The 25,453-nt window shown below is 66.6% G+C and carries 21 protein-coding genes and 1 tRNA gene; 13 read left to right on the plus strand and 9 right to left on the minus strand.

The features are described from left to right. Positions 1 to 79: 79 nt before the first annotated feature. Both WFJ36_RS09505 and WFJ36_RS09510 read left to right on the plus strand, forming a co-directional pair. On the plus strand, positions 80 to 664 hold the full coding sequence (locus WFJ36_RS09505; RefSeq protein WP_083391611.1) for an asparagine synthase: 585 nt from the start codon (positions 80 to 82) through the stop codon (positions 662 to 664). Positions 665 to 741: 77 nt separating this feature from the next. Continuing rightward, a tRNA-Arg gene (locus WFJ36_RS09510) sits at positions 742 to 814 on the plus strand. A 77-nt stretch (positions 815 to 891) separates the two neighbouring features. Here WFJ36_RS09510 and WFJ36_RS09515 read toward each other — a convergent pair. Next, on the minus strand, positions 892 to 1,827 hold the full coding sequence (locus tag WFJ36_RS09515; protein WP_177173779.1) for a LysR family transcriptional regulator: 936 nt from the start codon (positions 1,825 to 1,827) through the stop codon (positions 892 to 894). A 71-nt stretch (positions 1,828 to 1,898) separates the two neighbouring features. Between WFJ36_RS09515 and WFJ36_RS09520 the strand changes: the two genes are divergently transcribed. Beyond that, positions 1,899 to 3,629, plus strand: a complete 1,731-nt coding sequence (locus tag WFJ36_RS09520) for an L-aspartate oxidase (RefSeq protein WP_071327634.1) — start codon at positions 1,899 to 1,901, stop codon at positions 3,627 to 3,629. A gap of 90 nt (positions 3,630 to 3,719) precedes the next feature. Here WFJ36_RS09520 and WFJ36_RS09525 read toward each other — a convergent pair whose 3' ends face one another. After that, positions 3,720 to 3,992: a hypothetical protein gene (locus tag WFJ36_RS09525; RefSeq protein WP_292788224.1), complete on the minus strand. Its 273-nt coding sequence runs from the start codon at positions 3,990 to 3,992 to the stop codon at positions 3,720 to 3,722. A 136-nt stretch (positions 3,993 to 4,128) separates the two neighbouring features. Here WFJ36_RS09525 and WFJ36_RS09530 point away from each other — a divergent pair, with 136 nt between their 5' ends. The 4 genes from WFJ36_RS09530 (at position 4,129) to WFJ36_RS09545 (ending at position 8,087) form a co-directional block, all read left to right on the plus strand. Further along, entirely contained in the window at positions 4,129 to 5,622 is a 1,494-nt protein-coding gene (locus tag WFJ36_RS09530) for an L-serine ammonia-lyase, iron-sulfur-dependent, subunit alpha (RefSeq protein ID WP_336643189.1), read from the plus strand. 204 nt (positions 5,623 to 5,826) lie between these two features. Next, positions 5,827 to 6,423 (plus strand): TetR/AcrR family transcriptional regulator, encoded by a 597-nt coding sequence (locus WFJ36_RS09535; protein ID WP_071327631.1) that lies wholly within the window; start codon positions 5,827 to 5,829, stop codon positions 6,421 to 6,423. Between the two features lie 147 nt (positions 6,424 to 6,570). Beyond that, positions 6,571 to 7,356, plus strand: a complete 786-nt coding sequence (locus WFJ36_RS09540; RefSeq protein WP_143049223.1) for an ABC transporter ATP-binding protein — start codon at positions 6,571 to 6,573, stop codon at positions 7,354 to 7,356. After that, positions 7,353 to 8,087, plus strand: a complete 735-nt coding sequence (locus tag WFJ36_RS09545) for an ABC transporter permease (RefSeq protein WP_292788229.1) — start codon at positions 7,353 to 7,355, stop codon at positions 8,085 to 8,087. Before WFJ36_RS09540 ends, WFJ36_RS09545 begins: the two co-directional genes overlap by 4 nt. Before the next feature lie 16 nt (positions 8,088 to 8,103). Here the strand turns inward: WFJ36_RS09545 and hrpB are convergent, their stop codons facing one another. The 3 genes from hrpB to WFJ36_RS09560 all read right to left on the minus strand — a co-directional run bounded on the left by hrpB (position 8,104) and on the right by WFJ36_RS09560 (position 12,936). Next, entirely contained in the window at positions 8,104 to 10,659 is a 2,556-nt protein-coding gene (hrpB, locus tag WFJ36_RS09550) for an ATP-dependent helicase HrpB (protein ID WP_336643190.1), read from the minus strand. A 75-nt stretch (positions 10,660 to 10,734) separates the two neighbouring features. Further along, on the minus strand, positions 10,735 to 12,336 hold the full coding sequence (locus tag WFJ36_RS09555; RefSeq protein ID WP_071327628.1) for an SPFH domain-containing protein: 1,602 nt from the start codon (positions 12,334 to 12,336) through the stop codon (positions 10,735 to 10,737). Between the two features lie 171 nt (positions 12,337 to 12,507). Then, entirely contained in the window at positions 12,508 to 12,936 is a 429-nt protein-coding gene (locus tag WFJ36_RS09560) for a MarR family winged helix-turn-helix transcriptional regulator (protein ID WP_025104537.1), read from the minus strand. A gap of 447 nt (positions 12,937 to 13,383) precedes the next feature. Here WFJ36_RS09560 and WFJ36_RS09565 point away from each other — a divergent pair, with 447 nt between their 5' ends. From WFJ36_RS09565 to WFJ36_RS09575, 3 genes are read left to right on the plus strand one after another with little or no spacing between them, the layout of a single operon-like run. Then, complete coding sequence (locus WFJ36_RS09565) at positions 13,384 to 14,121, plus strand: TnsA-like heteromeric transposase endonuclease subunit (protein WP_268777603.1); 738 nt, start codon at positions 13,384 to 13,386, stop codon at positions 14,119 to 14,121. Continuing rightward, entirely contained in the window at positions 14,121 to 16,124 is a 2,004-nt protein-coding gene (locus WFJ36_RS09570) for a Mu transposase C-terminal domain-containing protein (RefSeq protein ID WP_268777602.1), read from the plus strand. The genes WFJ36_RS09565 and WFJ36_RS09570 overlap by 1 nt, the downstream gene beginning before the upstream one ends. Further along, complete coding sequence (locus WFJ36_RS09575) at positions 16,121 to 17,149, plus strand: ATP-binding protein (RefSeq protein WP_268777601.1); 1,029 nt, start codon at positions 16,121 to 16,123, stop codon at positions 17,147 to 17,149. The genes WFJ36_RS09570 and WFJ36_RS09575 overlap by 4 nt, the downstream gene beginning before the upstream one ends. Positions 17,150 to 18,014: 865 nt before the next feature. On the opposite strand, the gene WFJ36_RS09580 is transcribed toward WFJ36_RS09575, so the two are convergent. The 4 genes from WFJ36_RS09580 to WFJ36_RS09595 form a co-directional block, all read right to left on the minus strand. Then, positions 18,015 to 18,809 (minus strand): hypothetical protein, encoded by a 795-nt coding sequence (locus WFJ36_RS09580; protein ID WP_336643191.1) that lies wholly within the window; start codon positions 18,807 to 18,809, stop codon positions 18,015 to 18,017. 261 nt (positions 18,810 to 19,070) lie between these two features. Continuing rightward, positions 19,071 to 19,355 carry a helix-turn-helix domain-containing protein gene (locus WFJ36_RS09585; RefSeq protein ID WP_336643192.1) on the minus strand — a complete coding sequence of 95 codons (285 nt, stop codon included), beginning with the start codon at positions 19,353 to 19,355 and terminating at the stop codon, positions 19,071 to 19,073. A gap of 128 nt (positions 19,356 to 19,483) precedes the next feature. After that, positions 19,484 to 19,882 (minus strand): hypothetical protein, encoded by a 399-nt coding sequence (locus WFJ36_RS09590; protein ID WP_336643193.1) that lies wholly within the window; start codon positions 19,880 to 19,882, stop codon positions 19,484 to 19,486. Between the two features lie 31 nt (positions 19,883 to 19,913). Further along, positions 19,914 to 20,297, minus strand: coding sequence for a hypothetical protein (locus tag WFJ36_RS09595; RefSeq protein ID WP_336643194.1), 384 nt, complete (start codon positions 20,295 to 20,297; stop codon positions 19,914 to 19,916). A 249-nt stretch (positions 20,298 to 20,546) separates the two neighbouring features. Here WFJ36_RS09595 and WFJ36_RS09600 point away from each other — a divergent pair, with 249 nt between their 5' ends. Genes WFJ36_RS09600 through WFJ36_RS09610 form a run of 3 tightly spaced genes read left to right on the plus strand, consistent with a single transcriptional unit; the run spans position 20,547 to position 25,452 of the window. Next, a complete protein-coding gene (locus WFJ36_RS09600; RefSeq protein WP_336643195.1) occupies positions 20,547 to 20,738 on the plus strand; it encodes a helix-turn-helix domain-containing protein in 192 nt (63 codons plus the stop codon). Beyond that, positions 20,738 to 22,873, plus strand: coding sequence for a site-specific DNA-methyltransferase (locus WFJ36_RS09605; protein WP_336643196.1), 2,136 nt, complete (start codon positions 20,738 to 20,740; stop codon positions 22,871 to 22,873). The genes WFJ36_RS09600 and WFJ36_RS09605 overlap by 1 nt, the downstream gene beginning before the upstream one ends. Next, positions 22,873 to 25,452, plus strand: coding sequence for a DEAD/DEAH box helicase (locus tag WFJ36_RS09610; protein WP_336643197.1), 2,580 nt, complete (start codon positions 22,873 to 22,875; stop codon positions 25,450 to 25,452). The genes WFJ36_RS09605 and WFJ36_RS09610 overlap by 1 nt, the downstream gene beginning before the upstream one ends. Position 25,453 lies beyond the last annotated feature (1 nt).

The following is a 25,453-nucleotide window of genomic DNA, read 5'->3' on the forward strand; positions in this document are numbered from 1 at the left end:
TGCGGCATGCTGATCCGGAGCGATTCCGGCCGAGACTGCGCGGCATCCATACCGGTACGCTCGAGAGGAGGAGGTGCCGGTGGGACGGACTGCGGATGCCATCGCCGAAGGCGTCGCGATCGCGACGGCCGCTGCGCGCCTCGCCGTGAAGAACCACATCCTCATCGGCACCATCGCCGAGGACGGCGTCTTCGACCTCGACAAGTACGTCGAAGATGCGAGGGCTGCGCTCGGGGCGATGGCTGCGGAGTCGGAGGAGGCCGCCGCCACGGTCACGGCTCTGCGCAAGCGCGCCCGCGGTCGGCATTCCGATCCGGTGGGCACCCACGACTACCGTGACCGCGACGTGCGCAATCTCCGGCGGCGGGCGAAGCAGTCGCTCGGCGTCGCACAGCGTCTGCGAGAGATGATGGACGACCGTGCCCAACTGGAGAGCATCGTCGAGGAGGCACGCGCGGCGGCCTGGGCCGATGTGCGGCACAACCTCGACCGTCGACTGCGCGTCGAGGGCATGCGACCTGACCAGGATCCCGACTACGCACGTATGCGCGAAGCGCGGATGCAGGCGCTGCGACTGGTCGATCTCCAGGCGCTCTCGTCGCAGCAGCGGGCCAGGGAGAAGCGGCGGAAGAAGCAGGAGAAGGCGGCCGCGAAGGGCGACTGAGCCCTCGTTTCGCTTTCCGGTCTCGTCTGTTGTAGGCTGGTCGTCGGCCCGCTGAGCGGTAAAGCACCGCGGGTCCTGCGCCTCTAGCTCAATGGATAGAGCATCTGACTACGGATCAGAAGGTTGGGGGTTCGAGTCCCTCGAGGCGCACACTGTGTTGAGACAGTACGAAACCCCCGTCGCGGAAGCGGCGGGGGTTTTCGCTGTCCTGGGCACATGCGCTCCGGTCAGAGCAGGCTGGTGATCGCCGGGTCGCGCTCGGCGAGGTCGGCCGCCGTGGCCATGATGGCCGTGCGCATCGCGGCCACCGCGACCGCGGGGGTGACGTCGGAGCGATGGGCGAGACTGATCGTCCGGGACATCGCCGGGTGGTCGAGGCGCGCCGACCGCAGCGCGGGGCGTTCGTACAGCACCATCGCCGGGACCACCGCGACCCCGACGCCTCGTTCGACGAAGCGCAGCACCGCATCCATCTCCGCACCCTCCAGCGCGAGCGTCGGAGTGAGGTCCGCGGCACGGAAGGCGGCGTCCATCGCGGCGCGCAGCTCGTAGCTCTCATCGAACTGGATGAGCGGGAGGGTCGCGAGGTGCGCCAGGCTCACGGACGGGCCGTGGGTGACCGGCGGTGCGGCCGCCGACGAGATGACCACGAGCTCCTCCGCGAGCAGCGGGATGTGCGTGAGGCTGACTCCCGCGGGTACCGGCCCCTCGGACTGGGTGACGAGGGCGATGTCGACGGCACCGACGGCGAGCTGCTCGACGAGCAGCCGGGAGCCTCCTTCGGTGAGGTGCAGGTCGATGCCGGGGTGTGCGGCATGGAACGCGCTGAGGGCTTCCGCGACGAGGCTGATGCAGAGGGTGGGCGGAGCGCCGAGGCGCACGCGGCCGCGACGGAGTCCCGCGAGCTCGGCCACCTCGTCGCGGATGGCGTCGGCTTCGGCGAGCATGCGTTGCGCGCGGGGAAGGACCGTCTCGCCGGCGGCCGTCAAGGCGATGTGGCCGCGGGCGCGATGGAACAGCTCGGCGCCGAGCTCCCGCTCGAGGGTCGAGATCTGACGGCTCAGCGAGGGCTGCGCGAGATGGAGGTGCTCGGAGGCGCGGGTGAAGTGGCCGAGGCGGGCGACTTCGACGAACCCGCGGAGCTGCTCGAGGTTCATATCCATAGCGTACCCGCATGGTTTCCAGACGAACTATGCATTGGAGTTATTAGGATCGCCTAACTAGCGTCGAAAGCATGAATGCACCCGAACGACAGATCTCCACCACGGTCCTCGTGATCGGCACCGGAGGCTCCGGGCTCCGCGCCGCGATCGAGGTGGCCGAACACGGCGTCGACGTGCTCGCCGTCGGCAAACGTCCGCGGCAGGACGCCCACACGTCGCTCGCGGCGGGCGGTATCAACGCGGCGCTCGGCACGATGGACGCCGAGGACAGCTGGCAGCAGCACGCGGCGGACACGATCAAGGAGAGCTACCTCCTCGCCAACCCCCACACCGTCCAGATCGTCACCCAGGGCGCCGAACGCGGCATCCGCGACCTCGAGCGCTGGGGCATGGACTTCGCCCGCGAAGGCGACGGCCGCATCTCTCAGCGCTTCTTCGGCGCGCACACGTACCGGCGCACGGCCTTCGCCGGCGATTACACGGGCCTCGAGATCCAGCGGACGCTGGTCGCCCGTGCCGAGCAGCTCGACGTGCCCATCCTCGACAACGTCTACATCACCCGCCTCCTCGTGCGCGACAACGTCGTCTTCGGCGCCTACGGGTTCGACCAGGCGGACGGCACGCGCTACCTCATCCATGCGGACGCCGTGATCCTCGCCGCCGGTGGGCACAACCGCATCTGGCGTCGCACGTCGTCGCGGCGCGACGAGAACACCGGCGACTCCTTCCGACTCGCGGTCGAGGCGGGGGCGCGACTCCGCGATCCGGAGCTCGTGCAGTTCCATCCGTCCGGCATCATCGAGCCCGAGAACGCCGCAGGCACCCTCATCTCGGAGGCGGCGCGCGGCGAAGGCGGCATCCTCCGCAATGCGCTCGGGGAGCGCTTCATGGCGAAGTACGACCCCGAGCGGATGGAGCTGTCGACGCGGGATCGGGTCGCGCTCGCCGCCTACACCGAGATCCAGGAGGGGCGCGGCACCGTGAACGGCGGCGTCTGGCTCGACGTGTCGCACCTGCCCCGCGAGACCATCATGACCCGGCTTCCGCGCGTCTATCAGACGATGATGGAGCTGCAGATGCTCGACATCACGGCGGATCCGATCGAGATCGCGCCGACCGCGCACTACTCGATGGGCGGTGTGTGGGTGCGGCCGGACGACCACCAGACCGACGTCGGGGGGCTGTACGCGATCGGGGAGGCATCGAGCGGACTCCACGGCGCGAACCGTCTCGGCGGGAACTCCCTCATCGAGCTGCTCGTCTACGGTCGGATCGTCGGTCAGGCCGCGATGGCCCACGCCGCGGGGCTCGACGCCCAGCGCCGGTCCGCTGATGCGGTCGCCGCCGCCCGCGCCGAGATCGACGACCTCCTCGCCGCGGAGGGGCGCGAGAACGTGCGGGCTCTGCAGCGCGCGATCCGCAACCTCATGACGGAGTACGCGGGCGTGGTGCGGTCGGAAGAAGGCCTGAAGGCTGGACTCGCGGACCTCGACATGATCGAGGGGCGGATGGAGGACATCGGCATCCACCCGGACATCGCCGGGTTCCAGGACCTCGCCCACGCTTTCGACCTCAAGGCCTCCGCGCTCGCGGCCCGAGCCACGCTGGAGGCGGCGCGGGAGCGTCGGGAGACACGGGGATGCCACAATCGCAGCGACTTCCCGGACACCGATCCCACGTTGCAGGTGAACCTCGTGTGGTCGCCGACCGCTGGCGTGACGCGCGAGGAGATCCCCGCGATCCCCGACGATATCGCCGAGCTCATGCGCGACGTCGACACGACCGGCAAGCTCGTCGAGTAGTCCGCCGAGACCCCGCCTTCGCGTCGAGACCCCGCCCTGCACGCATCAGCAGGGCGGGGTCTCGGCGATAGTGCGGGGTCTCGGGGAGGGTTAGTCGACGCCGAGGCCGACGGCCTCGTGGTCAGGCTCCGGGTCGTCGCGCTTCGGGGCCTTCGGCTCCTCGCCGGGGGACTTCTCGGTGCTGGGCTCCTCCAGCTCCTCGGTGCTCGGCACCTCGGCCGGGTCCGCGTCCTCGGGGGAGTCCGCCTGCTCCGGCGTCGTCGCCTCGCCCTCCGCGGTGTCGGAGGCCGGGGTCGGGGTGGGGGTCTGCGCCTCGGGCGAGAGGTCGTCGTTCGCGGTCGGTTCGGGAGTGCTGTCGGTCATGATCGTCCCTTTCTGCGATGTCGTCCCCATAGCCTGCCTCGGACTCTCCGGGAGATGAAGGGCCTTGACGCGGACCTTCCGGCCGCGCGGTTAATCGCGGTGAACCGGAATCCCGAACTCGGCGTAGCCTGGAGGGGTGACTGCGTACGTCTCGGCCTTCGACCTCTTCTCCATCGGCGTCGGCCCGTCCAGCTCGCACACCGTCGGACCCATGCGCGCGGCCCTCGACTTCGCGCGGCAGCTCACCGCCTCCGGCGAGCTCGACCGTGTCAGCCGCGTCGAGTGCACGCTGTACGGCTCGCTTGGCGCCACCGGCATCGGCCACGGCACCCCGGACGCGGTGGTCGCGGGGCTTCGTGGTCTCGCACCGGAGACGTGCGACCCGGCGGCGGTCCGCGCGGCGTGGTCGGCGTACCCGGAGGGGGAGCCGCTGCAGATCGACGGCGCCCGAGCGGTGCCGTTCCGGAAGGACGACATCGTGTTCGCTCCTCGGACCCGACTCCCCGGCCACCCGAACGCCATGACGCTCATCGCCTGTGATGCCGACGGGACCACCCTGTTCGAGCAGACGTACTACTCGATCGGCGGCGGGTTCATCCGGCGCGAGGGGGAGGAGGCGCACCTCTCGACCGGTGCCTTCCCGCATCCCTATGCCGATGCCGCCTCGCTCCTCGCGGTGTGCGACGACCTCGGACTGTCCATCGCCGAGGTCGCCCGCCGCAACGAGACCGCGCTGCGGAGCGAGGAGGAGGTCGCCGCCGGCCTCGATGCGATCTGGGATGCCATGGCGGGCTGCGTGGACGCCGGTCTGCACAACGACGGCATCCTTCCGGGCATGCTGCAGGTGAAGCGCCGTGCCGGCACGATCCGCGCGCAGCTCGAGGCGGTCGAAGCCGATGGGCACCGAGAGCTGCCCGGCGAGTGGCTCGGCGCGTTCGCGCTCGCCGTGAACGAGGAGAACGCGGCGGGCGGCCGCGTCGTGACGGCCCCGACCAACGGCGCGGCGGGCATCCTCCCGGCGGTGGCGATGTACTGGTGGCGCTTCCTCGCCGACTCGGGACTCGGCGCCGGGAACGCGGTGACGCCGTACGGCGAGCTCGTCGGCAGCGCGCTGCTCGGCTTCGACGGAACTCCGCCGTCGCCTCCCGCACTCGACGGGGCGGATGAGGAGATCGCCGAGGCGAACCGCCGCCGGGGCATCCGCAGGTTCCTGTTGACGGCCACCGCGCTCGGTTCACTGTTCAAAGCCAACGCCTCGATCTCCGGCGCCGAAGGCGGGTGTCAGGCCGAGGTCGGCTCCGCGTGCGCGATGGCCGCGGGCGGACTCACCGCGGTGATGGGCGGCACGAACCGGCAGATCGAGAACGCCGCGGAGATCGCGATGGAGCACCACCTCGGCCTCACGTGCGACCCGATCGGCGGACTCGTGCAGATCCCGTGCATCGAGCGCAACGCGATCGCCGCGTCGACCGCCGTCACCGCCGCCCGCCTGGCGCTCCGGGGCGACGGCAGCCATTACGTCTCGCTGGATGCCGTCGTCGAGACGATGCGCCAGACGGGTCTCGACATGTCGACGAAGTACAAGGAGACCAGCGAGGGCGGTCTGGCGGTGAACGTCATCGAGTGCTGATCTCGCCGACCCACCCCCTTTCGCGCGCCCCGGCCCGTTGCGTGCGCACGGAGAGGGGTGGCAGGCACGCAGAGGGGTGGCTCGACGGAGGAGGGAGAGGTGCGTTCGCGCAGGTGCTGTGCGAGGGACTGAAACGGGGACCGGGAGCGGCGACGACGCATCTGCTCGGTGGGCGAGGATCCGCGGGGCCGTAGGCTGACGGGCATGACCGAGCAGAAGGCGCCGAGACGACGCGGGCGCCCGCGCGGCGGCACCGACTCCCGCGAGCGCATCGTGTCCGCGGCCGTCGACGAGTTCGGGGCGCAGGGGTACGACGGCGCGACGGTGCGGTCGATCGCCGCCCGGGCTGGGGTCGACTCCGCGCTCGTCCACCACTACTTCGGCACCAAGGCCGACCTGTTCGCCGAGGCCGCCGGAATACCGCTGCGCCCCGACCTCGACGTCCCGGAGATCCTCGCGGGGCCGAAGGCCCAGGCGGGGGCGCGGCTCGTGCGCTATGTGCTCGACGCCTTCGAGAAGCCCGACGTGCGCCGCCGCGGGGTGCTGCTCCTGCGCACGGCGATCGGGAGCAGGCTGACGACCCCCCTGCTCGCCGGCTTCCTCTCCCGCGAACTGCTCTCCCGCGTGGCGCGCCGCCTCGATGTGCAGGACGCCGACCTCCGCGCCGCACTCGTCGCCTCGCAGATCGCCGGCATGCTCATCGGCCGCTACGTCCTGCAGCTTCCCGCGCTCGCCGGCGCCTCCGTCGACGAGCTCGTCGGCCGCGTCGGCCCCACCGTCCAGCGCTACCTCTTCGACTGACCCTCGCCGCGGCGGGCACACCTTCGGAGATCTCGGCCGCCGCACCGGACGGCACGGGCCGCCGGCGGCGTGTCGATCCGGCGCTCCGAAGCCGTGCCCGCCCGAGAATCGTTGACGCCCGACGAGGGGAGGCGCATAATTCATCGCATGATGAATAATGCGGCCGTCGAGATCACGCAGCTCCGCGTGCGGCGTGGGGCCGTGTCCGTGTTCGACGGCATCGATCTCGCCGTGCCCCGCGGCCAGATCACGGGTCTCCTCGGCCCCTCCGGGTGCGGCAAGACCACGCTCCTGCGGTCGATCGTCGGTGTGCAGCGGATCGCGTCCGGTGACGTGACCGTTCTCGGCGAGCCGGGCGGGTCTCGCCGGCTCCGGCACCGTGTCGCGTACGGCACGCAGGGCGCCTCGGTCTACGGCGATCTCAGCGTGCGGCAGAATCTCGCTTACTTCGCCTCGCTCCTGAAGGCGCCGAAGGGCGACGTCGACCGGGTCATCCAGGAGGTCGGTCTCGGCGCGCAGGCGGGGCAGCTCGTCGACGCGCTGAGCGGCGGCCAGGCGACGCGGGTATCGCTCGCGGTCGCGTTGATCGGCGCCCCCGAGCTCATCGTGCTGGATGAGCCGACCGTCGGCCTCGACCCCGTGCTGCGCGCGGAGCTCTGGACCCTGTTCCGCCGGCTGGCCGACCGGGGCGTCACGCTCATCGTCTCGAGCCATGTGATGGACGAGGCGGTGCGCTGCGACCGACTGCTGCTGATGCGGGAGGGGAGGATCATCGCCGACACCACGCCGTCGTCCCTGCTCGCCGACACCGGCACGACCGACGCCGAAGCCGCGTTCCTGGCGCTGATCGAACGCGACAGAGCCGCCGACACCGCGACCACCAGGCGCGCACGCCGAGAAGCCCAGGAACGCCAGGAGGAGGACGGGACATGAACGGCCGACGGTTGTTCGCGACCGCCGGCCGAGTGCTCACGCAGCTCCGACACGACCCGCGGTCCATCGCCCTGATGCTCATCGCCCCGAGCCTGCTCGTCGGTCTCTTCGCCTGGCTGTTCAGCGAGCAGGACGGCGTGTTCGACCAATTCGGTGGTGCCATCCTGGCGTTGTTCCCGTTCATCGTGATGTTCCTCATCACGTCGATCACCACCTTGCGCGAACGCCGTTCCGGCACGCTCGAACGGCTGATGACCACGCCGCTCGAGAAGGCCGACTTCATCCTCGGGTACGCGCTCGCGTTCGGGCTGATGGCTCTGCTGCAGGCGGTGATCACGGTCTCGTTCGCAGTCGGGGTGTGCGGGCTCGACGTGGACGGGCCGCTGTGGCAGCTGGGTCTCGTCGCGGTGGTCGATGCCCTGCTCGGCACGGCGCTGGGGCTCCTGGCGAGCGCGTTCGCCCAGACCGAGTTCCAGGCGGTGCAGTTCATGCCGTTGCTGGTGTTCCCGCAGATCATCCTCGGCGGTCTGTTCATGCCGCGGGACCAGATGCCCGACGTGCTGTATGCCATCTCCGACTGGCTGCCGCTGAGCTACGCGATCGACACGATCAACGCGGTCGCGGCGGGCGACGAGGGCTGGGACGTGTTCGGCCCGCTGCTCGTCGTCGTGGCCTTCGCCGTCGGCGCCCTGGTGCTCGCCGCGCTCACGCTGCGGCGGCGCACAGGCTGAGCAGCGATCGCGCGGGTCAGCGGGCGGCGCGGTTCTTGGTGTGCTTCGTCGGCACGGCGGCCCACGGGTCTTCGGGCCAGGGGTGCCGGGGGTAGCGGCCGCGCATCTCGGCGCGTACCTGGGCATAGGGACCCGACCAGAACGAGGCGAGGTCGTCTGTGACGGCGAGCGGCCGCCCCGCCGGGGACAGCAGGTGGAAGAGAACGGGGACGCGGCCGTCCACCAACCGGGGAGTCTCCGCCCACCCGAAGCACTCCTGCAGCTTCACCGCGACGACCGGGCGTGCGGTCGGATCCCCGTCGGGTTCCGGATAGGTGATGCGTACGCGGGAGCCGCTGGGCACCTCGAGCCGCTCCGGGACGAGGGCATCGAGGTGCACGGCCTCGGGCCAGGGCAGCAGACGACGAAGGGCGGACATGAGGTCCAGCCGGCCGACGGGGGTGCCGGTCGCCAGAGCGTCGAGCTCCGGTGCCAGCCACGCGTCGAGGGATTCGAGCAGACCCGCGTCCGACACCTCGGGCCAGGGCTCGCCGAGCTCGCGTCGCAGCAGTGCGAGTCGACGCCGCAGGGCGTCCGCCCCATCGGACCACGTGAACATGCCGAGGCCGTCGCGTCGTAGTGCTCGGCCCACGGCATCCCGGCCTTCCGCGGCCGCGGCGCGCACCGGCACCGACGACCGCAGGATCGCACCGATCCGGCGTTCGCGGCGGGCCTGTACCCGACCTCCGACGAACTCGGCCTCGACACGATCGGTCATCAGAGGGCCCGATGCACGCTCCATCTGCTCCTCGGTGAGTACGGCTGCGGAGCGGATGACCGCACCGGAGCCGGCTGCCGCCCGGGACGAGGCTCGGGCGACGTCGGCCACGGCGAGCCATTCCGACGCGGCGAGGGGACCGCTCACTCCGGCCCGGGTGCCGGACGCCAGCAGGTAGGTCGCGCCCGATCCGGTGCGTTCGACACGGTGAGCGACACGCTCGGGGAAGGCCAGCGCGATGAGGAGACCGACGCCGTCGAGACCGGCGCGGGTGTCCGGCGCCGGAGCGACCAGGCGTTCCAGACGGCGCGCCTCCTCGCGCCAGCGGCGGGCTTCGGCCGTGCCCCCTCCGCGCAACGCGACGAGAGCGTGGGCGATGTCGGCATCCGGGACGCGATGGTCCCCGCCGAGAAGAGCCACGACCTCGGCCGCGAGCCGGCTCCCCGCCACGGGACGGCCGTCCCGCAGCGCTCTGGCCAGCCGCGGATCCGTGGGGATCCGTGCCAGCGCACGGCCTTCCGCCGTCGCTCGACCGTCGTCGTCGATCGCCCCGAGACCACGGAGCACGGCGACAGCCTCGGCGAGACTGTCGGGTCGCAGCGGTTCGATCATGCGCAGGACGGCACCGCCCGGCGCGCCCCAGCACGCGAGGAGGAGGGCGGCATCGGTGAGGTCTGCCGTGGCGATCTCCGGCGACGGCCGCGCAGGAGCGGCAGCATAGGTGCGCTCGTCCACACAGCGGATGACGGTGCCGGGGCCCTGTCGAGTGGCGCGTCCGGCTCGCTGCACGCACGAGGAACGGGAGGCGGCGGTGGTGACCAGACCGGTCATCCCGCGGGCGGCGTCGCGCTGCGGCTGCCGGGCCAGACAGCTGTCCACGACCAGCCGCACCCCTGGCACCGTGAGAGACGACTCGGCGAGGGAGGTGGTGACGATGATGCGGGGAGGCTCTTGCGGCGCGCGACCGCGGATCACGGCGTCCTGCTCCGCGGGGGAGATCTGGCCATGCAGCTCCCGCACGTCGAAGGTGCCGTTCAGCGAGCGGACGCGTCGGGCGATCTCCGACACCTCGCGGGCGCCGGGGGCGAAGACCAGCACGTCGGCTTCGGGGTCCGCATGGACCAGCTCGGCGGCTGCGGATGCGGTGACGCCGGCGACGTGGTCGAGAAATCCCCGGGTGACGCCCCGCTCGTCGAGGCGGGGCAGGGGACTCGGTGCCCAACGCTCGGTGAGGGGGAACGCCGGGACATCGTGGTCGACGATCGGCGCGGGAGCCTCCTCGGTGCCGATGACGGCGGCGATCCGCTCGGCGTCGAGGGTGGCGGACATCGCGATGACGACGAGGTCATCACGCAGTTCGCGCACCTCCGAGAGCAGGCCGATGAGGAGATCCGTCTCGAGAGCCCGTTCGTGCACCTCGTCGATGATGACCGCACTGACGCCATCGAGTCCGGGGTCGTCGAGCATCCGTCTCAGCAGGACTCCGGCTGTGACGAACTCGACCCTGGTGTCGGGCCCGGCGGTGCGCTCGCCGCGGACGGTGAAGCCCACCCGGGAGCCGAGCGGGGAGCCGTCGAGGTACGCCAGGCGGCGCGCGGCGGCGCGTGCGGCGACGCGGCGCGGCTGGGTGACGATCACGCGACCGGTGCTTCGTGAGGCGAGAAGCGGTGGCACGAGAGTCGTCTTGCCCGTGCCCGGCGGCGCGGTCACGACCACGGATCCGCTCGCGTCGAGGGCTGTGGAGAGCTCGTCGAGGGCGCCCGCGAAAGACAGACCGGCGCCGATGGTAGCGAGGTCGAAGGCGGCGCGCGTCATCCGTCCAGTCTGCCCGGTCGGGAGACGACGGATGCCGCGACCGTGTCGGTCGCGGCATCCGCAGTGAGGTGTCGACTACTCCGCGGCGGGAGCCGCGGGAGCGGGCGGTGGAGGGGTGGTCGGCGTCGAGACGCGGGGCGTGGGCGGGGGAGTCGAGGCTTCGGCGACTCCCGCTCCGAAACCGCGGCCGACGGCCTGTCCCTGGATGATGCCGGCGAGGTCGAGGCCGGTCGCGGAGTGCACGCTGTCGAAGACCGAACGCAGGGCCTTCGCGCTGTCGGCACCGACGACGTTGGACGCGCCGTCCTCGCCGGATCCGCCGACGATCGAGACGCTGCCGATCGCGGCGTAGCCCTTCGCGAACTCGGACATGATCGAGGGCAGCACCTCCAGCACGCGCTGCGAGAGGAACGCGTCCTGGTTGGAGGCGATGGCTTTGGCCTCAGCCTCGACGGCGGCGGCACGGGCCTCACCCTCGGCGCGGATCGCCTCGGCCTCGGCGTTGGCGCGCAGGCGACGGGCTTCGGCTTCCGCCTCCGCCTGGGCGCGCAGCGCGTCGGCGTCACCGGTGGCCTTCGCGATCGCGGCCGCCGCCTCACCGTCGGCGCGCGCCTTGTCGGCCTGCGCCTGCTGCTCGGCGATGCGGGTGCGCGCCTCGGCCTGCTTGACCTGCTCGATCGCCGCCGCCTCGGCCGCGCGCTCACGCGTGTAGAGCTCGGCCTGCGCGCGGGTCTCCGCCTCGTACCGCTGCGCGTCCGCGACGCGCTTGACGTCGGCGTCGAGCTGCGCCTGCTTGTTCTCGGCCTGCTGCTGGAGCACGGCCTGCTCGGCCTGGGCGCGGGCGAGCTGCTCGGCCTGCTCCGCCTCGGCGCGGGCGCGGCCGATTCCGGCGTTGGCGTTGGCCGTGTTCGTGTCGAGCGCGGTCTGCTCGACGAGGTTCGCCTCCTGGTTCGCGATGTTCTTCTGGTTGATCGCGCGGTCGGCGTTGGTCTGCGAGATCTCCGCGGCCTGGCGCTTCGCCTGGATCTCCGGGGCACCGAGGGACTGGATGTAGCCGACCTTGTCGGTGATGCCCTTGATCTGGAAGGAGTCGAGGATGAGGCCCTGCTCGGCGAGCTCCTGGGAGACGTCGGCGGCGATCTGGTCGGAGAACTTCTTGCGCTCCCGCATGAGCTCCACGACGGAGAGCGTCGCGACGATGCCGCGCAGGGCGCCTTCGAGCTGCTCGGTGGTGAACTGCTCGATGGCCTTGTCCTGGGAGGCGAAGCGCTCGGCGGCGCGGCGCACCAGCAGCGGATCGGAGCCGATCTTGACGATCGCGACGCCGTCGACGTTGAGGGTCACGTTGTCGAGCGACTGTGCTTCCGCGTTGAGCGACACCTGCCGCGACCGGAGGGAGATGATCTCGTGGCGCTGAGTGATCGGGTTGACGAGCGACTTGCCGTTCACGATGACCGTGACGGGCGATTCCGACATCTCGGAGCTGCTCGTGCCGTCGGCGCCGATGACGGCACGCTGCACCTTCTGCTTGCGTCCGGAGATGACGAGCGCTTCGTCGGCGCGAGCGACCTTGATCCAGCTGCGTGCGAACAGCAGCAGGATCAGCAGGACGACGATCACGGCGACGACCGCGACCCCGACGATGGTGAGGATGCCGATGATTCCGGCGATCTCCATGGATGACCTCCCTGGTTCCCCCCGAGGGGGCGGTCCGATATGCCCACGGTCGATGTGGGCGTGCGCAACCCACCCTGCCAGAAAAGCGACGCCCGCCACCGTCGCGGCCGTCATGATCCCGTCGTCGGTGGAGACGCCACCGACCGCGGCGACTGTGGAGGGAGGGAGCCGTCAGCGGGTGCGGAGCTTCTCCGCGAGGTCGCGCAGCAGACGCAGCTCCTCGTCGTCGAGGCGTGACATCCGGTCGGCGATCGACCGGCCGTGCACTGTGGCGAGCGCACGGAACGCCCGGGCGCCCTCGTCCGTCGCGCGGATCAGGGCGCCGCGGCCGTCGTCGGGGTCGGCGCACTTCGCGACCAGCCCTCGAGTCACCATCCGGTCGACGAGACGGGAGACGCTCGGCTGGCTGATGAGCATGTTGGCGGTGATGTCGCGCAGGCGGGCGGTCATCTCCGGCGAGCGCGTCACCGTGAGCAACACGTCGTACTCGGCCTGCGTGATGTCGCCGGTGTCGAAGTCCGCCGCCATCTCGGTGAACAGTTCGTGCTGCGCGCGGAAGAGGCTTTCCCAGGCCTCCAGCGCGAGCTTCCGATCGGTCATCCTCACAGAGTACCGGGCGCAGTAAAGGGCCGGTCGGAGAGGCTCCCGACCGGCCCTTGTCCCTTGCACCAAGAGTGTCCTGCAATCACATGCGGTGGATGCCACAGCAAACATTCACCGTGCGATCACTGTATAACGGCGAGGTAACGAATGCAACGGTTTCATCACGATGATTCGGGCGGATACTTGTCCGATCTCACGAAAAGTGTCGGAGTCTCACGAGAACTGTCGGAGCGTCTCACGAAGGTGTCGGAATCTCACGACACGTGTCGGAAGCACGGCGTGTCGCCGAACCCCGCGGGGCACCGGACGTACTCTGCACGTGAGCCGATCTCGCTCACATCGCGGGGATCGTTCGTCAGGGCTCAGGACATAGGTCGGAACCGCTCCTCAGGAGAGAGGCTGGCTGCCGAATAGGACGTATCCGTCGATGTCGATTGGATCCCTATGGACCTGACCCAGCAGTGGCTTGCCCCGTCCGCCCGCGAAGTGGGTGTGACGCGAGCGCGCGTCGAGTACAGCCTTGATGGCGTGCAACTTGAACTTGATGCCGTCGATTGTGACGACGTGCCGTTCGAGCGAGGTGATCCTGTTCGGAGCTTCCCCAACTGGCGACTCAAGCGGCACTATGACGGGTACCACTGGATGGGGCTGCTAGGCAGGTCCATCGGTTTCGAGTCGCTGACCGAGCGGGGCTGCCTCATCGAACTGGACCGAACGCCCGGCGTCGTCGCTGTTGCGAGCCAGCCGATGTGGATTCGCTGGACCACACCTGACGGTTCGCGCGAGCACTACCCGGACTACTTCGTGCGTCTCGCCGACGGGCGGGCCGTGCTGATTGATGTCAAACCCGCGCACCGGATCGACGATGACGCCCGGGAACAGTTCGACATGACGGCCGTGTTTGCAGCGCAGCGCGGATGGCGCTACGTCATCTATGACGCGGAGTCGCAAGTCCGCGAGGCCAACTTGCGATTCCTTGCGCCATTCCGAGGCAGCGCAAGCACCGGATGGGTGCCGAAGCTCCCCAATGACGGGTTGCCGCTTGCCGAGGTGGCCGCGCTGTACGGCGTCGGAGCCGAAGGGTACGCGCATTGCTACGCGCACCTTTGGTCAGGTGTGCTCGAGTCAGATTTCGATCAACCGCTCAGCGTCAAGACGATCGTGCGGGAAAGGAGCGCGTGATGCGCGTAGCAGTTGGCGGGAAGCTGATGTGGCGTCAACGCCAGTACATGGTTCTACTCATCGGGAAGGACTCAGCGACGCTCCGAGACGACGACGGGGCCGAAGTCGAGATCGCCGTTGACGAACTTGGACGCGATGCGACACCTATGCCTTCGGACACTTCCGGTCTTCGGCACCTGTCGCCACAGGTGGAGGACATCGAGCCAGGCATGGATCCCTGGCTGCAGGCGTGCATCAGGATCGAAGGTTCCCGCGACGAGGTCGGTGTCGGAAAGGCGGTCGAAAGCGAGCGCGAGTGGTTGGAGCTTCGCCTCGGCACGCCCATCTCCACACGCGCCGTCGAGCGTCGGCTCAAAGCGTTCCGGGAGCAGGGGACGACCACCGCAGGTAAACGCTCACCGCGGAAGAGCAGGTGGGACCCGCGCCTCATCGAGGCTATGAACCACGTCTTGGCAGGGAAGAGCCGCACATCGACCGTGAGCCGGACGACGGCGATCGAGCAGATCACGCGACGCGTCGAAAGGCTCTACGGCGATTCGGTGAAGGTGCCTAGTCGATCGACGTTCTTCCGGCTTCTGGACGCGGAAGATCGAGGGCAGTTCACGTTCGGATCGGCAAAAACTCGCGAGTCAGTGGCGCTTCAACCCGACGGCACGTTCGGCACCCGCACGGCGCTGCGCCCGGGCGAACTTGTCGAGATGGACTCCACGCGCATCGATATCATGTTGCGCATCGATGAGGAGACGGTCGGGCGGCCCGAGCTCACGATTCTCATTGATGTGGCGACGCGTTCTATCCTCGCCGCGATGTTGCGGCCCGAGGGCACGAAGAGTGTTGATCTGGTAGCAGTTCTTGCGCGCGCACTGGTGCCGTACGGTCGGCGCATGGAAGGAGCGCGTGAGACTAGGCAACTGATCTCGAGTGCATGGGCTGACGACCAGCTGATCGATCAAGATCGGTTCGAGCGACAGCGTCGCGCCCAGCCGTACGTGTTCCCCGACACGATCACGACGGATCGCGGCCGCAACTACTTGTCTCGGCACTTTCGCGCTGCGTGCGAGACTCTGAAGATCTCGCTGATCACTTCGGCGCCGCACACCCCGACGGACAAGCCGCACGTCGAACGCGCATTTGGCTCGATCAACTCGATGTTGCTGCAGCACGCCAAAGGGTACGTTGGGCGCAGCGTCGAGCATCGGGGCCGGGACGTGGATGCTGACTCTGCCGAACTCTTGACGATCGCTCAGGCCCAGGAGTTGATCGAGGACTGGATTGCGGTGGAGTGGCAGAACCGTCCGCACGACGGCCTACGAGACCCGCTGCATCCTCGCATCAAGTTGTCGCCGAACGAGATGTGCCGAGCGTTCCGCGCATACGTGCTGGAGCTTCACGTGCCGCTGACGCGGGACGACTACATCGCACTGTTGCCCGTCCAGTATCGAGTGCTCAATCGCTACGGCGTGCGCATCGACCATCGCATCTACAATTCAGAACGACTCAAGGGTTTGTGGCGGCGCAAGTCTGACGACAAGGCGAGAAACGGACGATGGCCAATCCGCATGGACCCCTACAACCTGCATGTCGTATGGCTCGAATTGGATGGCGAGTTCATTCCGCTTCGATGGTCGAATCAAGTCCATGAGCTACCGATGCTCGGTGATGTATGGCGATATGCCCGTGCACAGCACAGCACGCGTGACGCAGCGATTGACGCCGAGAGGAGAGAGCTTGCGGACGCGATCAAGACGTTCGCCGCCCAAGGCAATCCGGTGCCTCGCAGTGCCAATCAGGCGAAAGTCGCGAGGCAACGCGCTCGGGCGAAAGCCGTGGCAGACGATCCGATGAACTTCACGAGCGTGAAGAGCGTTGAATCGGCGGAGTCCTCCGACCGAGTGCAGGCGGATGCGACTGAAGTCGAGGATCTCGAGGAATGGCCCAACACCGGCGGTTTCCCGTTCATCGGTGACTCACTGGAGGAGACACGGCGAAGGATCTCCGAATGACCGAGATCAGCACGAAAGAAGGTTGGCGGGAGCACGTCGATACGGTTTACGAGCGTCCGGCGCCAGTCACAGTGGACGAGCTTCGAGAGATGAGCTTTGGGGACCGTGCGTTGTACAACCAGGGCCGCGCCCAGTTCTCGCAGGCGGGCGCGTTCGTGCGAACCCCGCATTTCCAGGACTTCCAGGCTGCTGTACGCGACCGGGTCATGCTCAATGCCTACCGGCGGGTGGGGAAGCTGGGGCTGATCCTGTCGGGTGAGCCGGGGCAGGGCAAGAGCACGTCTCTCGTCGAGGTGGGCAAGGCTCATGAACGGCGTCGGCGAGAGACGAAGCATCCGTCCGCAGGTCGCGGCAAGATCCCTGTCGTGTACGTGGCAGTGCCGGCGCAATGCTCCGCGAAAGCCTTGATGCACGAGTTCGCTAGATTCCTTGGGCTACCGGTGCTCAACCGCATGACATATGGGGATCTGCTCGACATGGTCGCGAATGCATTGCGGCGGTGCTCCACTGAGCTGGTCTTGATAGATGACGTGCATCACCTGGACTTGAAGTACCGGCAGAACATTGAAGCGTCGGACATGCTCAAACAGCTCTCGGAACGATGCGGTGGCACGTTTGTGTATGCCGGAATCGCCGTAGAGACTACGGGCCTCTTGGACGGTGAGCGTGGCGGTCAGATCGGGAAGCGCTTCGAAATCCACGTCGCGGTCCCCTTCCCCTTGAACAACATCGAGGAGAAAGCCCGTTGGGGAGATCTGCTGCTCGCGTTGGAGAACTCGCTCTGTCTTGCCGAACAGCCCGCGGGGTCCATTCTTCCTGCTGCGGCCACACTCCACGCGTTGACCGGTGGGGAGATTGGTCTGCTCAAGGACCTCCTCCAATTCGCGGCGCTCAGGGCCATGGAGGATGGAACGGAGAAGCTCGATCTCACCTCGTTCGAACGCGGCCTCCGGCGACGCCAAGAACTAGCCAAAGTACTGGATCCCAAACCGCGACGACCGCGCGCTCGCGCGAAAACGACATGACCACGCTCTCGTCACTCCCGGTCCGTGTCAGTCTCTATTCCGGTGAGACGCCGGCCAGCTACTGGTCTCGACTCTGCGTGGCTAACGCGATCACCGAGAAGGATCTCTGGCTCTCATTGCGCAAGCGAGACCACGCGCTTCCCATCCGAGTGACTCCGCGAAGTGCACTTGCGCAGATAGAGGTTCTCGGTGGTCTTACGACTGGGGCCCTGCTCCGCGATACCGGTGGCCTTAAGTGCGGCCATGGCGGTGCGACTCGGCAGGTAGAGTGCCCAACCTGTAGGTTGATCCCTCCTGCTGTCGTATTGTGCACGCGTTGCGCTGCCGGCCACCGAATCGTCGTGTCGCGGATGCACGGGCCCGTCTGCCTGCGCCATCGGCGCTGGTGCGGTAGCCCTGACGACAAAGACACCATCGCGCGACCAGACCATTTGGCTGCGCAACGAGTTCTCAACGGTCCGCTCGCCCTACGCGGCGTGCACTATCGATCCCCGGAGGTGGGTGCGGCGGCGGAACTGCTCACCCTGCACAGTCCAGGCGACGATGTTGAGTACGTTCGGGAGGAAGAGGTTCGTTCTTTCTCTCAGCGCGTCAATCTAACGGTTCTGCTGACGGATTCCCGTCTCGTCGACATCTTGATGGTTCCGACAGTCGGCGGATATGCACTGGCAATGATCTTGGACCGGATCGTGACCGCGCACGCAATGGGGCGTCGAACCGCTGAGAGTGTGCTCGACGGGTTGCAGGTCCACGGGCGCGAACTCCGGATCGGGACGTGCGTAGTGCCCTCGCAGGGCGGCCGGGTACTCACACCATCCGCCCAGCGGATGCTCGGTCGAGCCAAGACAATCCGGGCGCACCTGCTTCACCATCGCGTGGAGACAGTCGCGAGATAGCGATGCGAAGCCTTCCGTGCCGTGTAGACCCAATCCCTGGTGAGACGCCGGCGGGCTTTCTCAACCGGCTCGCGGAATCCAATGCGCTGGAGATCGACACCTTCACGCGCCATGTCTGGCGCGAACTCAATGTAAGGATGATGGCTACTGCGGATCGTCGCTTCATAGCGGCCGTCGAATTTCTCGGTGGTCTGCGGTCTGGGTTCTTTGACCGCGAACGAGCGAAGTTTCGCCTCTATCGCAGATGTCACCATACGGGGTGGGCCCTGCGGCGTTGCGCCACTTGTGATGTCGTTGACCGTGCGCGCACTGCATGCCTGGTGTGCAGCGAGGGCAACCCCACTGAGGTGTTCAGCAGAGGAGGGCGATTTTGCGTCCGTCACCGTCGGTGGCATTACGGCAGTGAAGATGAAGTCGTGGCCGATTCCGACGGCTGCCTTCGCGCCGAGCAAGCGCTCTCGGGACTGCTCTGGAGTCGCGGGGTGACGTTGCACACCGGTGAGTTCGACCTCGCCACGCGGCTCATCCTTGATAGCTGGCAGGAGCAACCAGCTGCAGACCAGCACGTTGCCCGGCGCACATACGGCCCCGTCGTGGAGCTTCTCGTGACGCTCACCTATCCGGACGTCGCCCTCACTATGGCAGCGCTTGCCGAAAGCCACCGTCGCCAGGTTGAGGGGCTGATCGGACTCGTCGTCGGTGCCGGGAACGGGAGCAGGACGCCAGAACTGGAAGACACAGCAAACCGTGTGATCAGGGTGCATCGCGCCGCGATGTATGAAGCGCTTCGGATGCCCAGTTCGAACGGGGCGACGATCACGACAGCACCTTTCGAGAAGGGGATTGCGGAAGCGTCGTACCGCGCCAAAGCAGTGTTACTCCGACACATCACGCGATCTGGGCGGCGAGATGAGTTCGGAGAGCGGGTGGTGAGCGCGGCACCCGCTTCCCGTGTCGTCTCTCGCCGTCTCGTTCCGGGCTGGGCTGACGACGCTCCATGGAACGCAGCGTCCGGCGGTGGTGTGTCAACGGCTACGCAGATCGGGCGGGGCGCCAGGGATCACGTCCACCAAGCCGACGCCGAGCACTTGGGTGAGTGCCAGGAGCGTGCGCAACGTGGGGTTAGCAGGATGCCCGGGGCGTGACTCGCCCTTCTCATACTTCTGATAGGTGTACCGAGTCAGGCCGGCACGATAGGCCACGTCTTCTTGACTAAGGCCAGCGCGATGGCGAGCGGTGCGCAGTGAAGTCGCGAAGCGCTGAGCAAAGGAGGCCCATTCGGCCTCGAGGTCATCGTCTCGCTGGCGCACCTAACAAGCGTCGAGACGTTCGTGTCAGCGTATGGCCTAATCCGTATGGCATATTTCGAAAGGCCATACGAGACGGAGGTCCAGGCGTAAGCCGAGTCTTTGATCACGCCCGGGTATTCGGCGAGCACTCAATCACCGCTCCCTCCTTCGTCAGCCTCGAACGCGCGCCAGAAGCTGCGTTCGAGATCGCTCATCGGTTCAGTGGGAAGGTCGGCGGCTTCCTCGCGCAGCCGTGCGAGCTCGGCTTCGATCAGGTCTCGATTCTGATCTCGCCACTCCCGAACGCTGGGGTCACGGAGCAGGCCTGTCTCGGCACTCCCTGCGTACTCGAGGAGCAACTCACAGTCGATGGCAGACGCCATGACTCGAGCGTTCACGGCGTTGTTGGGGCTGAGCTCGGAGAGATGGGTGGCGGCATCTGACTCCGACATCTCTATTCGATACCGCTGGATGTCGCCGTACTCGCTTGGCTGAGTGCTAACGTGCGTCACCGTGATCGTGCGACCGTTGATTGTGAGCTCGTTCATCTGCCCTCCTTGAGTCGAACAGGGCAGACTATCAGTGCTCATCCCCAGTCTGAGAGGGAAGACAGCCCGGTCGAATGACGTCGTCGTGACCGGGAATGAACGTAATCGCTCCGAGTCTCGACCAGTAGCTCACGAGCCAGCGCTGGAGCAGTTCGCGCTGCTCGAGTCGCTGAACGAGCGAGCGCCCGGGGTCGTCGATGATGCGTTCCCAATCAGGGCTGGAGTAGATCTCATCGAAGAGCTCGGCGGGGGAGGGTCCGGTGCCGTGGCGATCCCACCACGAAAGTGTCAGCTGGCCTGCGAGCTCGGCGGTTGAGCTGCCTTGGGGCTCTTCGATCGTGCCGATCAACGCACTGAGGTACGGATCGTCCACCGCCAAGGCGAACGGTTCATGCTCGATCGCCATCACTTCCATAGAGTGAAGGATGCCATACGGATTAGGCATGACGCCTCAGGTGAAGGCCATTGGTCGGAGGCTCCGTATTCGAGAGCAGGGTCTGTATCGGCGAACGGGCGAAGCCGATCGAGAACTTCGCCTTCAATCACGTCGGACAAGGCGCCGGATAGGAATGAAGCCAGGCCGATACCTACCGACTCGACCGGTCCCCACCCGATAAGGTCGGACTAGACCCAACGTCGCTGGGCGAGCTCCGGAGAGGCAGACATGACTGAGGCATGGCTTTCGGTCGAGGACATCGCCCAGCATCTCGGCGTGTCGAAGGACACCGTCTACACCTGGGTCGCGAACAAGGGGATGCCCGCCCACAAGGTTGGCCGTCTCTGGAAGTTCCAGCCGAGCGAAATTGATGACTGGGTCCGCAGTGGTGGCGCGGCAACACAGGAGAACGAAGGCTGATGTCACGACTCACAGATCTTCTGCGGCAGCTCCGCCGCGCCGACGCGCAACTTGCTGCTGACCTCGAGAAGGAGATCGCCGCACTGACCAAGCGACGCAGCTTCGGTCTCGTCTTCGAGCGACACCAGCCGGAGGCGGTCGACCTTCCCGGCCAGCCCGTTCGACGCGCCTCGAAAGTGCGCGTGCTGCCGCAGCGTGGAGACACGACCAAAGGCGATAAGCGCCTGTGGCGAGTCGAGTCGCTAGACGTCGAGGACGGCGTGCGCGTCGCGCGCCTGCTCGAGGCAAACAGCGATACTCCGGAGAGTGCGACCGCTGCCGTCGATGATCTCGTCGTCGTCGCGGAATTCGAAGACAGAATCTATCCCGGCCTGGTCGAGACCGGTCGCGTTGAGAACGGCGGCGACAAGCCGTTCCACACCGTGATCAACGCGGAGAACTTCCACGCGCTCGAGATGCTGACGTACACGCACCGGGGCAAGATCGACGCGATCTACATCGACCCGCCGTACAACACGGGTGCGCGCGACTGGAAGTACAACAACGACTACGTCGAGGGCGACGACGACTACCGCCACTCGAAGTGGCTTGCCTTCATGGAAAGGCGTCTACTTGTCGCGCGAGAGCTTCTGAACCCGGATGATTCGGTACTCATCGTAACCATCGATGAGAAGGAGTATCTCAGATTGGGCCTGCTGCTCGAGCAGACATTTCCCAGCGCACGAATCCAGATGGTCGCGGCGCAGATCGCACCCCAAGGGAATCCGCGCAATCAACAGTTCTATCGGACGGATGAGTACGTCTTCTTCCTCGGGTTTGGAGCTGCTAGCCCGGCACCGATGGCACTAGCCGACGAATGGCGAAGTGGAACCGGCGAGGCTCCCACCAAGAACATTAACTGGGCGTCGCTGTTGCGCACTGGAAGTGAACGTCGACGCGAAGATCGGCCTTCCATGTTCTATCCGATCTTCGTCGAGAACACCGACCGGGGCGCCAGAGTCCACAGCTTTGGTGCCCCGTACTACGGGGACAAATTCACAGATGTGGTGCCTCCAGCGGGTACGGCCGCTGTTTGGCCGATCGGCCGTGACGGAGAGATCAGGCGTTGGCAGGTCTCAGCCGAGAGCGCGGAAAAGCTGAGGACAGATGGCTTCCTCAAAGCCGGTCGCTGGAACGCTGAGCGCACGGCCGTTCAATACCTGGCGCGTTCAAATCAGCAGGGGATTCTGAGTGGCGCAATCGCCACCAACGGGAAGAGCTGGGATGGCTCCTACCTCGTCTCTGATGACCACACGCCGACTTTCGTGCCCGGGACTCTCTGGAAGGTCCCTTCACACGACGCAACTCGGTACGGCACACAGCTGATACCGAAGTTGCTACCAACACGGAAATTTCCGTTCCCGAAATCCCTTTACGCGGTCGAGGACGCTCTCCGCTTTTACCTGAAAGGTCGTAGGGATGCAGTCGTCCTCGACTTCTTCTCGGGCTCGGGGACGACGGCGCACGCAGTGATGCGACTAAATCGGCAGGACAACGGCCGAAGGCAGTGCATCTCGATCACCAACAACGAGGTGGGCGCAGATGAGCAGAACAGGCTGCGCAGCGCAGGACTCCGCCCTGGCGACCTTGAGTGGGAGCGTTGGGGCATCTGTGACTACATCACCAAGCCGCGCATCCGCGCGGCGATCACAGGCAGGACGCCGGAGGGTGACCCTGTCAAGGGAGATTACACGTTCACCGATGAGTTCCCCATGGCCGATGGTTTCGAAGAGAACGCCGCGTTCTTCACGTTGACGTACGAGACGCCGCTCTCGATCCGGCACAACCGTGCGTTCGAACGAATCGCACCGATGCTGTGGCTCAGGGCAGGCTCGATCGGCAGGATCATCAACGATCTCGGCGACCGAGGGTGGGACGTATCTGACGTTTACGCCGTCCTCGAGAACATCGACTCCTCCGATGCCTTCATCGAGGCCGTGCGCGGCACGGATTCGGTGCGAACAGTGTTCGTCGTGACGGACAACGACGCAGCATTCCAGATGGTATGCCGCGAGTTGCCGAGCGAGCTCCATGTTGTCCAGCTCTACGAGTCCTACTTGCAGAACTTCGAACTCAACCAGGGCCGGGGGTTCTGATGCGCTACACCCTCAAGGACTACCAGGCTGATGCCGTCGGGGCCGTGCTGCGCAACCTCGAGCAGGCCAAGGACATGTACCACCGGTACGGTTCACGGTCGCAGTTCTCGCTCTCCGCGGTCACTGGCGCGGGCAAGACGGTCATGGCGGCCGCTGTCATCGAGGCGCTCATCTTCGGTTCAGACGAGTTCGACTTCCCTGCAGATCCCGGAGCCGTCGTGCTGTGGTTCTCGGACGACCCATCGTTGAACGAGCAGTCGCTTGCCCGCATCCAAGCCGCAGCGAGCGAACTCGATTGGCGGTTGAAGCTCATCGGCAACAAGTTCCAAGAGCCTGCCTTCCGACCAGGGAATGTCTACTTCCTCAACACGCAGAAGCTGAGCAAGAGCTCGAACCTCGTGAAGGGCGCTGGGTCACGTCTTAACCCCAGCAGCATGCTTTCCAGCATGGAGCCGTCGCCTGACGAGATGCAGTCGAACATCTACGACACGATCATCAACACGATCGAGAACAAGGACCTGACGCTGTACCTCGTGCTCGATGAGGCGCACCGTGGCATGAAGCCGCAGCGCGATCGGGCAACGATTGTGCAAAGACTCATCAACGGCCAGGGCCTCGTGCCGGCCATTCCGGTGGTGTTCGGGATCTCTGCGACGGTCGAGCGGTTCGAGACCGCGATGAAGTCGGTCACGGGCCGCACCGCCTTGCCCAGCGTGCAGGTCGATAGCGCGCTGGTGCAGGCATCCGGACTTCTCAAGGACGACATCGTGCTGTCGATTCCTGCTGAGGCCGGCGCGTTCGATACGGCCCTTCTGCGGCGGGCAGTTGAGAAGACCAAAGCGGCAACCGTCGAATGGAACGCCTACACGCGTGAACAAGGCGAAGCCGACCCGGTCGTTCCGTTGCTCGTCGTTCAGATGGCCGACAAGCCGAGCGACGAAGTGCTCGTTCGCACCCTGGATACGATCTTCGAAGCATGGCCTGAGCTCGGCGGCGAAGGCATCGCCAACGTCTTCGGGGAGCATCAGGACCTGCAGATCAGCGGCTACGCCGTTCCGTACATCGAGCCCCAGCGGGTGCAGGACTCAACGCACGTGCGCGTGCTGCTCGCAAAGTCCGCGATCTCCACAGGATGGGACTGCCCGCGTGCTGAAGTGCTCGTCTCATTCAGGCCTGGAACTGACCCGACCCACATCACGCAGCTGCTCGGGCGAATGATCCGCACACCTCTTGCGCGGCGCATCCCCGGCAACGAACTGCTGAACTCGGTCGACTGCATGCTGCCGTACTTCGACCGCGAGACAGCAAAGCGTGTCGCCGAAATGCTGATGCAAGGCGCCACATCCAAGGATGACGAGGGCGAGAGCGGAGGTGGCGAAGGCCGGCGCGTGCTCTTCGATCCGGTTCCACTGCTTCCAAACGCAGCACTCCCGTCGGAGGTGTGGGAGAAGTTCGAGTCGCTGCCTACTGTGACGATCCCCAAGCAGCGCTCGAAGCCGATCAAGCGGTTCACGGCGCTGGCGGCAGCGCTGACGAAGGACAAGATCGTCGACCAGGCTGTGAAGCGTGCGAACGATGATATCTGCCGCGTCGTAGAGTCGCGTGCGACACAGTACAAGGAGCAGGTCGACGCGGCCCGTCAGGACGTGCTGACGCTGTCAGGAGAGGAGCTTCGCACGCGCCTCGGCGGCGGCCAGTTCGTCAGCTCGTCATTCGAACTCACAGCCGACACCCGCGCAATCATCGAAGCGTACAAGCTGGCCAGCCGGCACTTGAGCCCTGCGCTGTGCTCTGCCTACGTGGACTACATCGTTCCGGATGACGCCATCGAAGACGACCTTCTCGAGGCGTACATCGAGGTGGCTGCGATCGGTCTGGTTCCTGAAGTCGTCCAGAGCGTCGAGGCTGAGGCGGATCGGCTCGCGCAGAAGTGGCTGACCGACACCCGCGTTGATCGGAAGAACCTCTCGGACGAGCAACAGGCGGAGTACGACCGCCTCGAGGGGATGTCAACCGAGCCGGAGCGTGTGAGCCTGGTCAGTCCGAAGACCAGTCAGGCCGAGACAAAGCTGCGCGAGGCTGACGGGACTGAGACGCTGCTTCCGGTGGATACCGCTCACCTGATGGTTGCCGAAGATGGCACCTTCCCTCTCGACCTCAACAAGTGGGAGACCGATGTCCTGAACGCCGAGTCCAAACGTAACGGCTTCGTTGCGTGGTGGCGTAACCCCGACCGGGCGGTGAAGGAGTCGCTGGCGATCGCCTACACGGACGCATCCCAGAAGTGGAAGGCCTTGCGCCCTGACTTCGTGTTCTTCGCTCAAGGGCAGAACGGTATCGTCGTAGACCTCGTCGACCCGCACGGGCACCACCTGGCCGACGCGATGCCGAAGCTTCGCGGGCTCGCTCGGTTCACTGAGTCCTTCGGAGCTGAGTTCCGTCGCATCGAATCGGTCGCCGAGACGAATGGGACGTACCGGGTGCTCGATCTCAAGCGTAACCAGGTACGTGAAGCGATCAAGACGGCGCATGACGCGAGGGCGCTGTACGAGTCCGATCTCGCGAGCGACTACCTGTAAG

The sequence above is a fragment of the Microbacterium sp. MMO-113 genome, assembly GCF_037148555.1.
GTDB lineage: Bacteria > Actinomycetota > Actinomycetes > Actinomycetales > Microbacteriaceae > Microbacterium.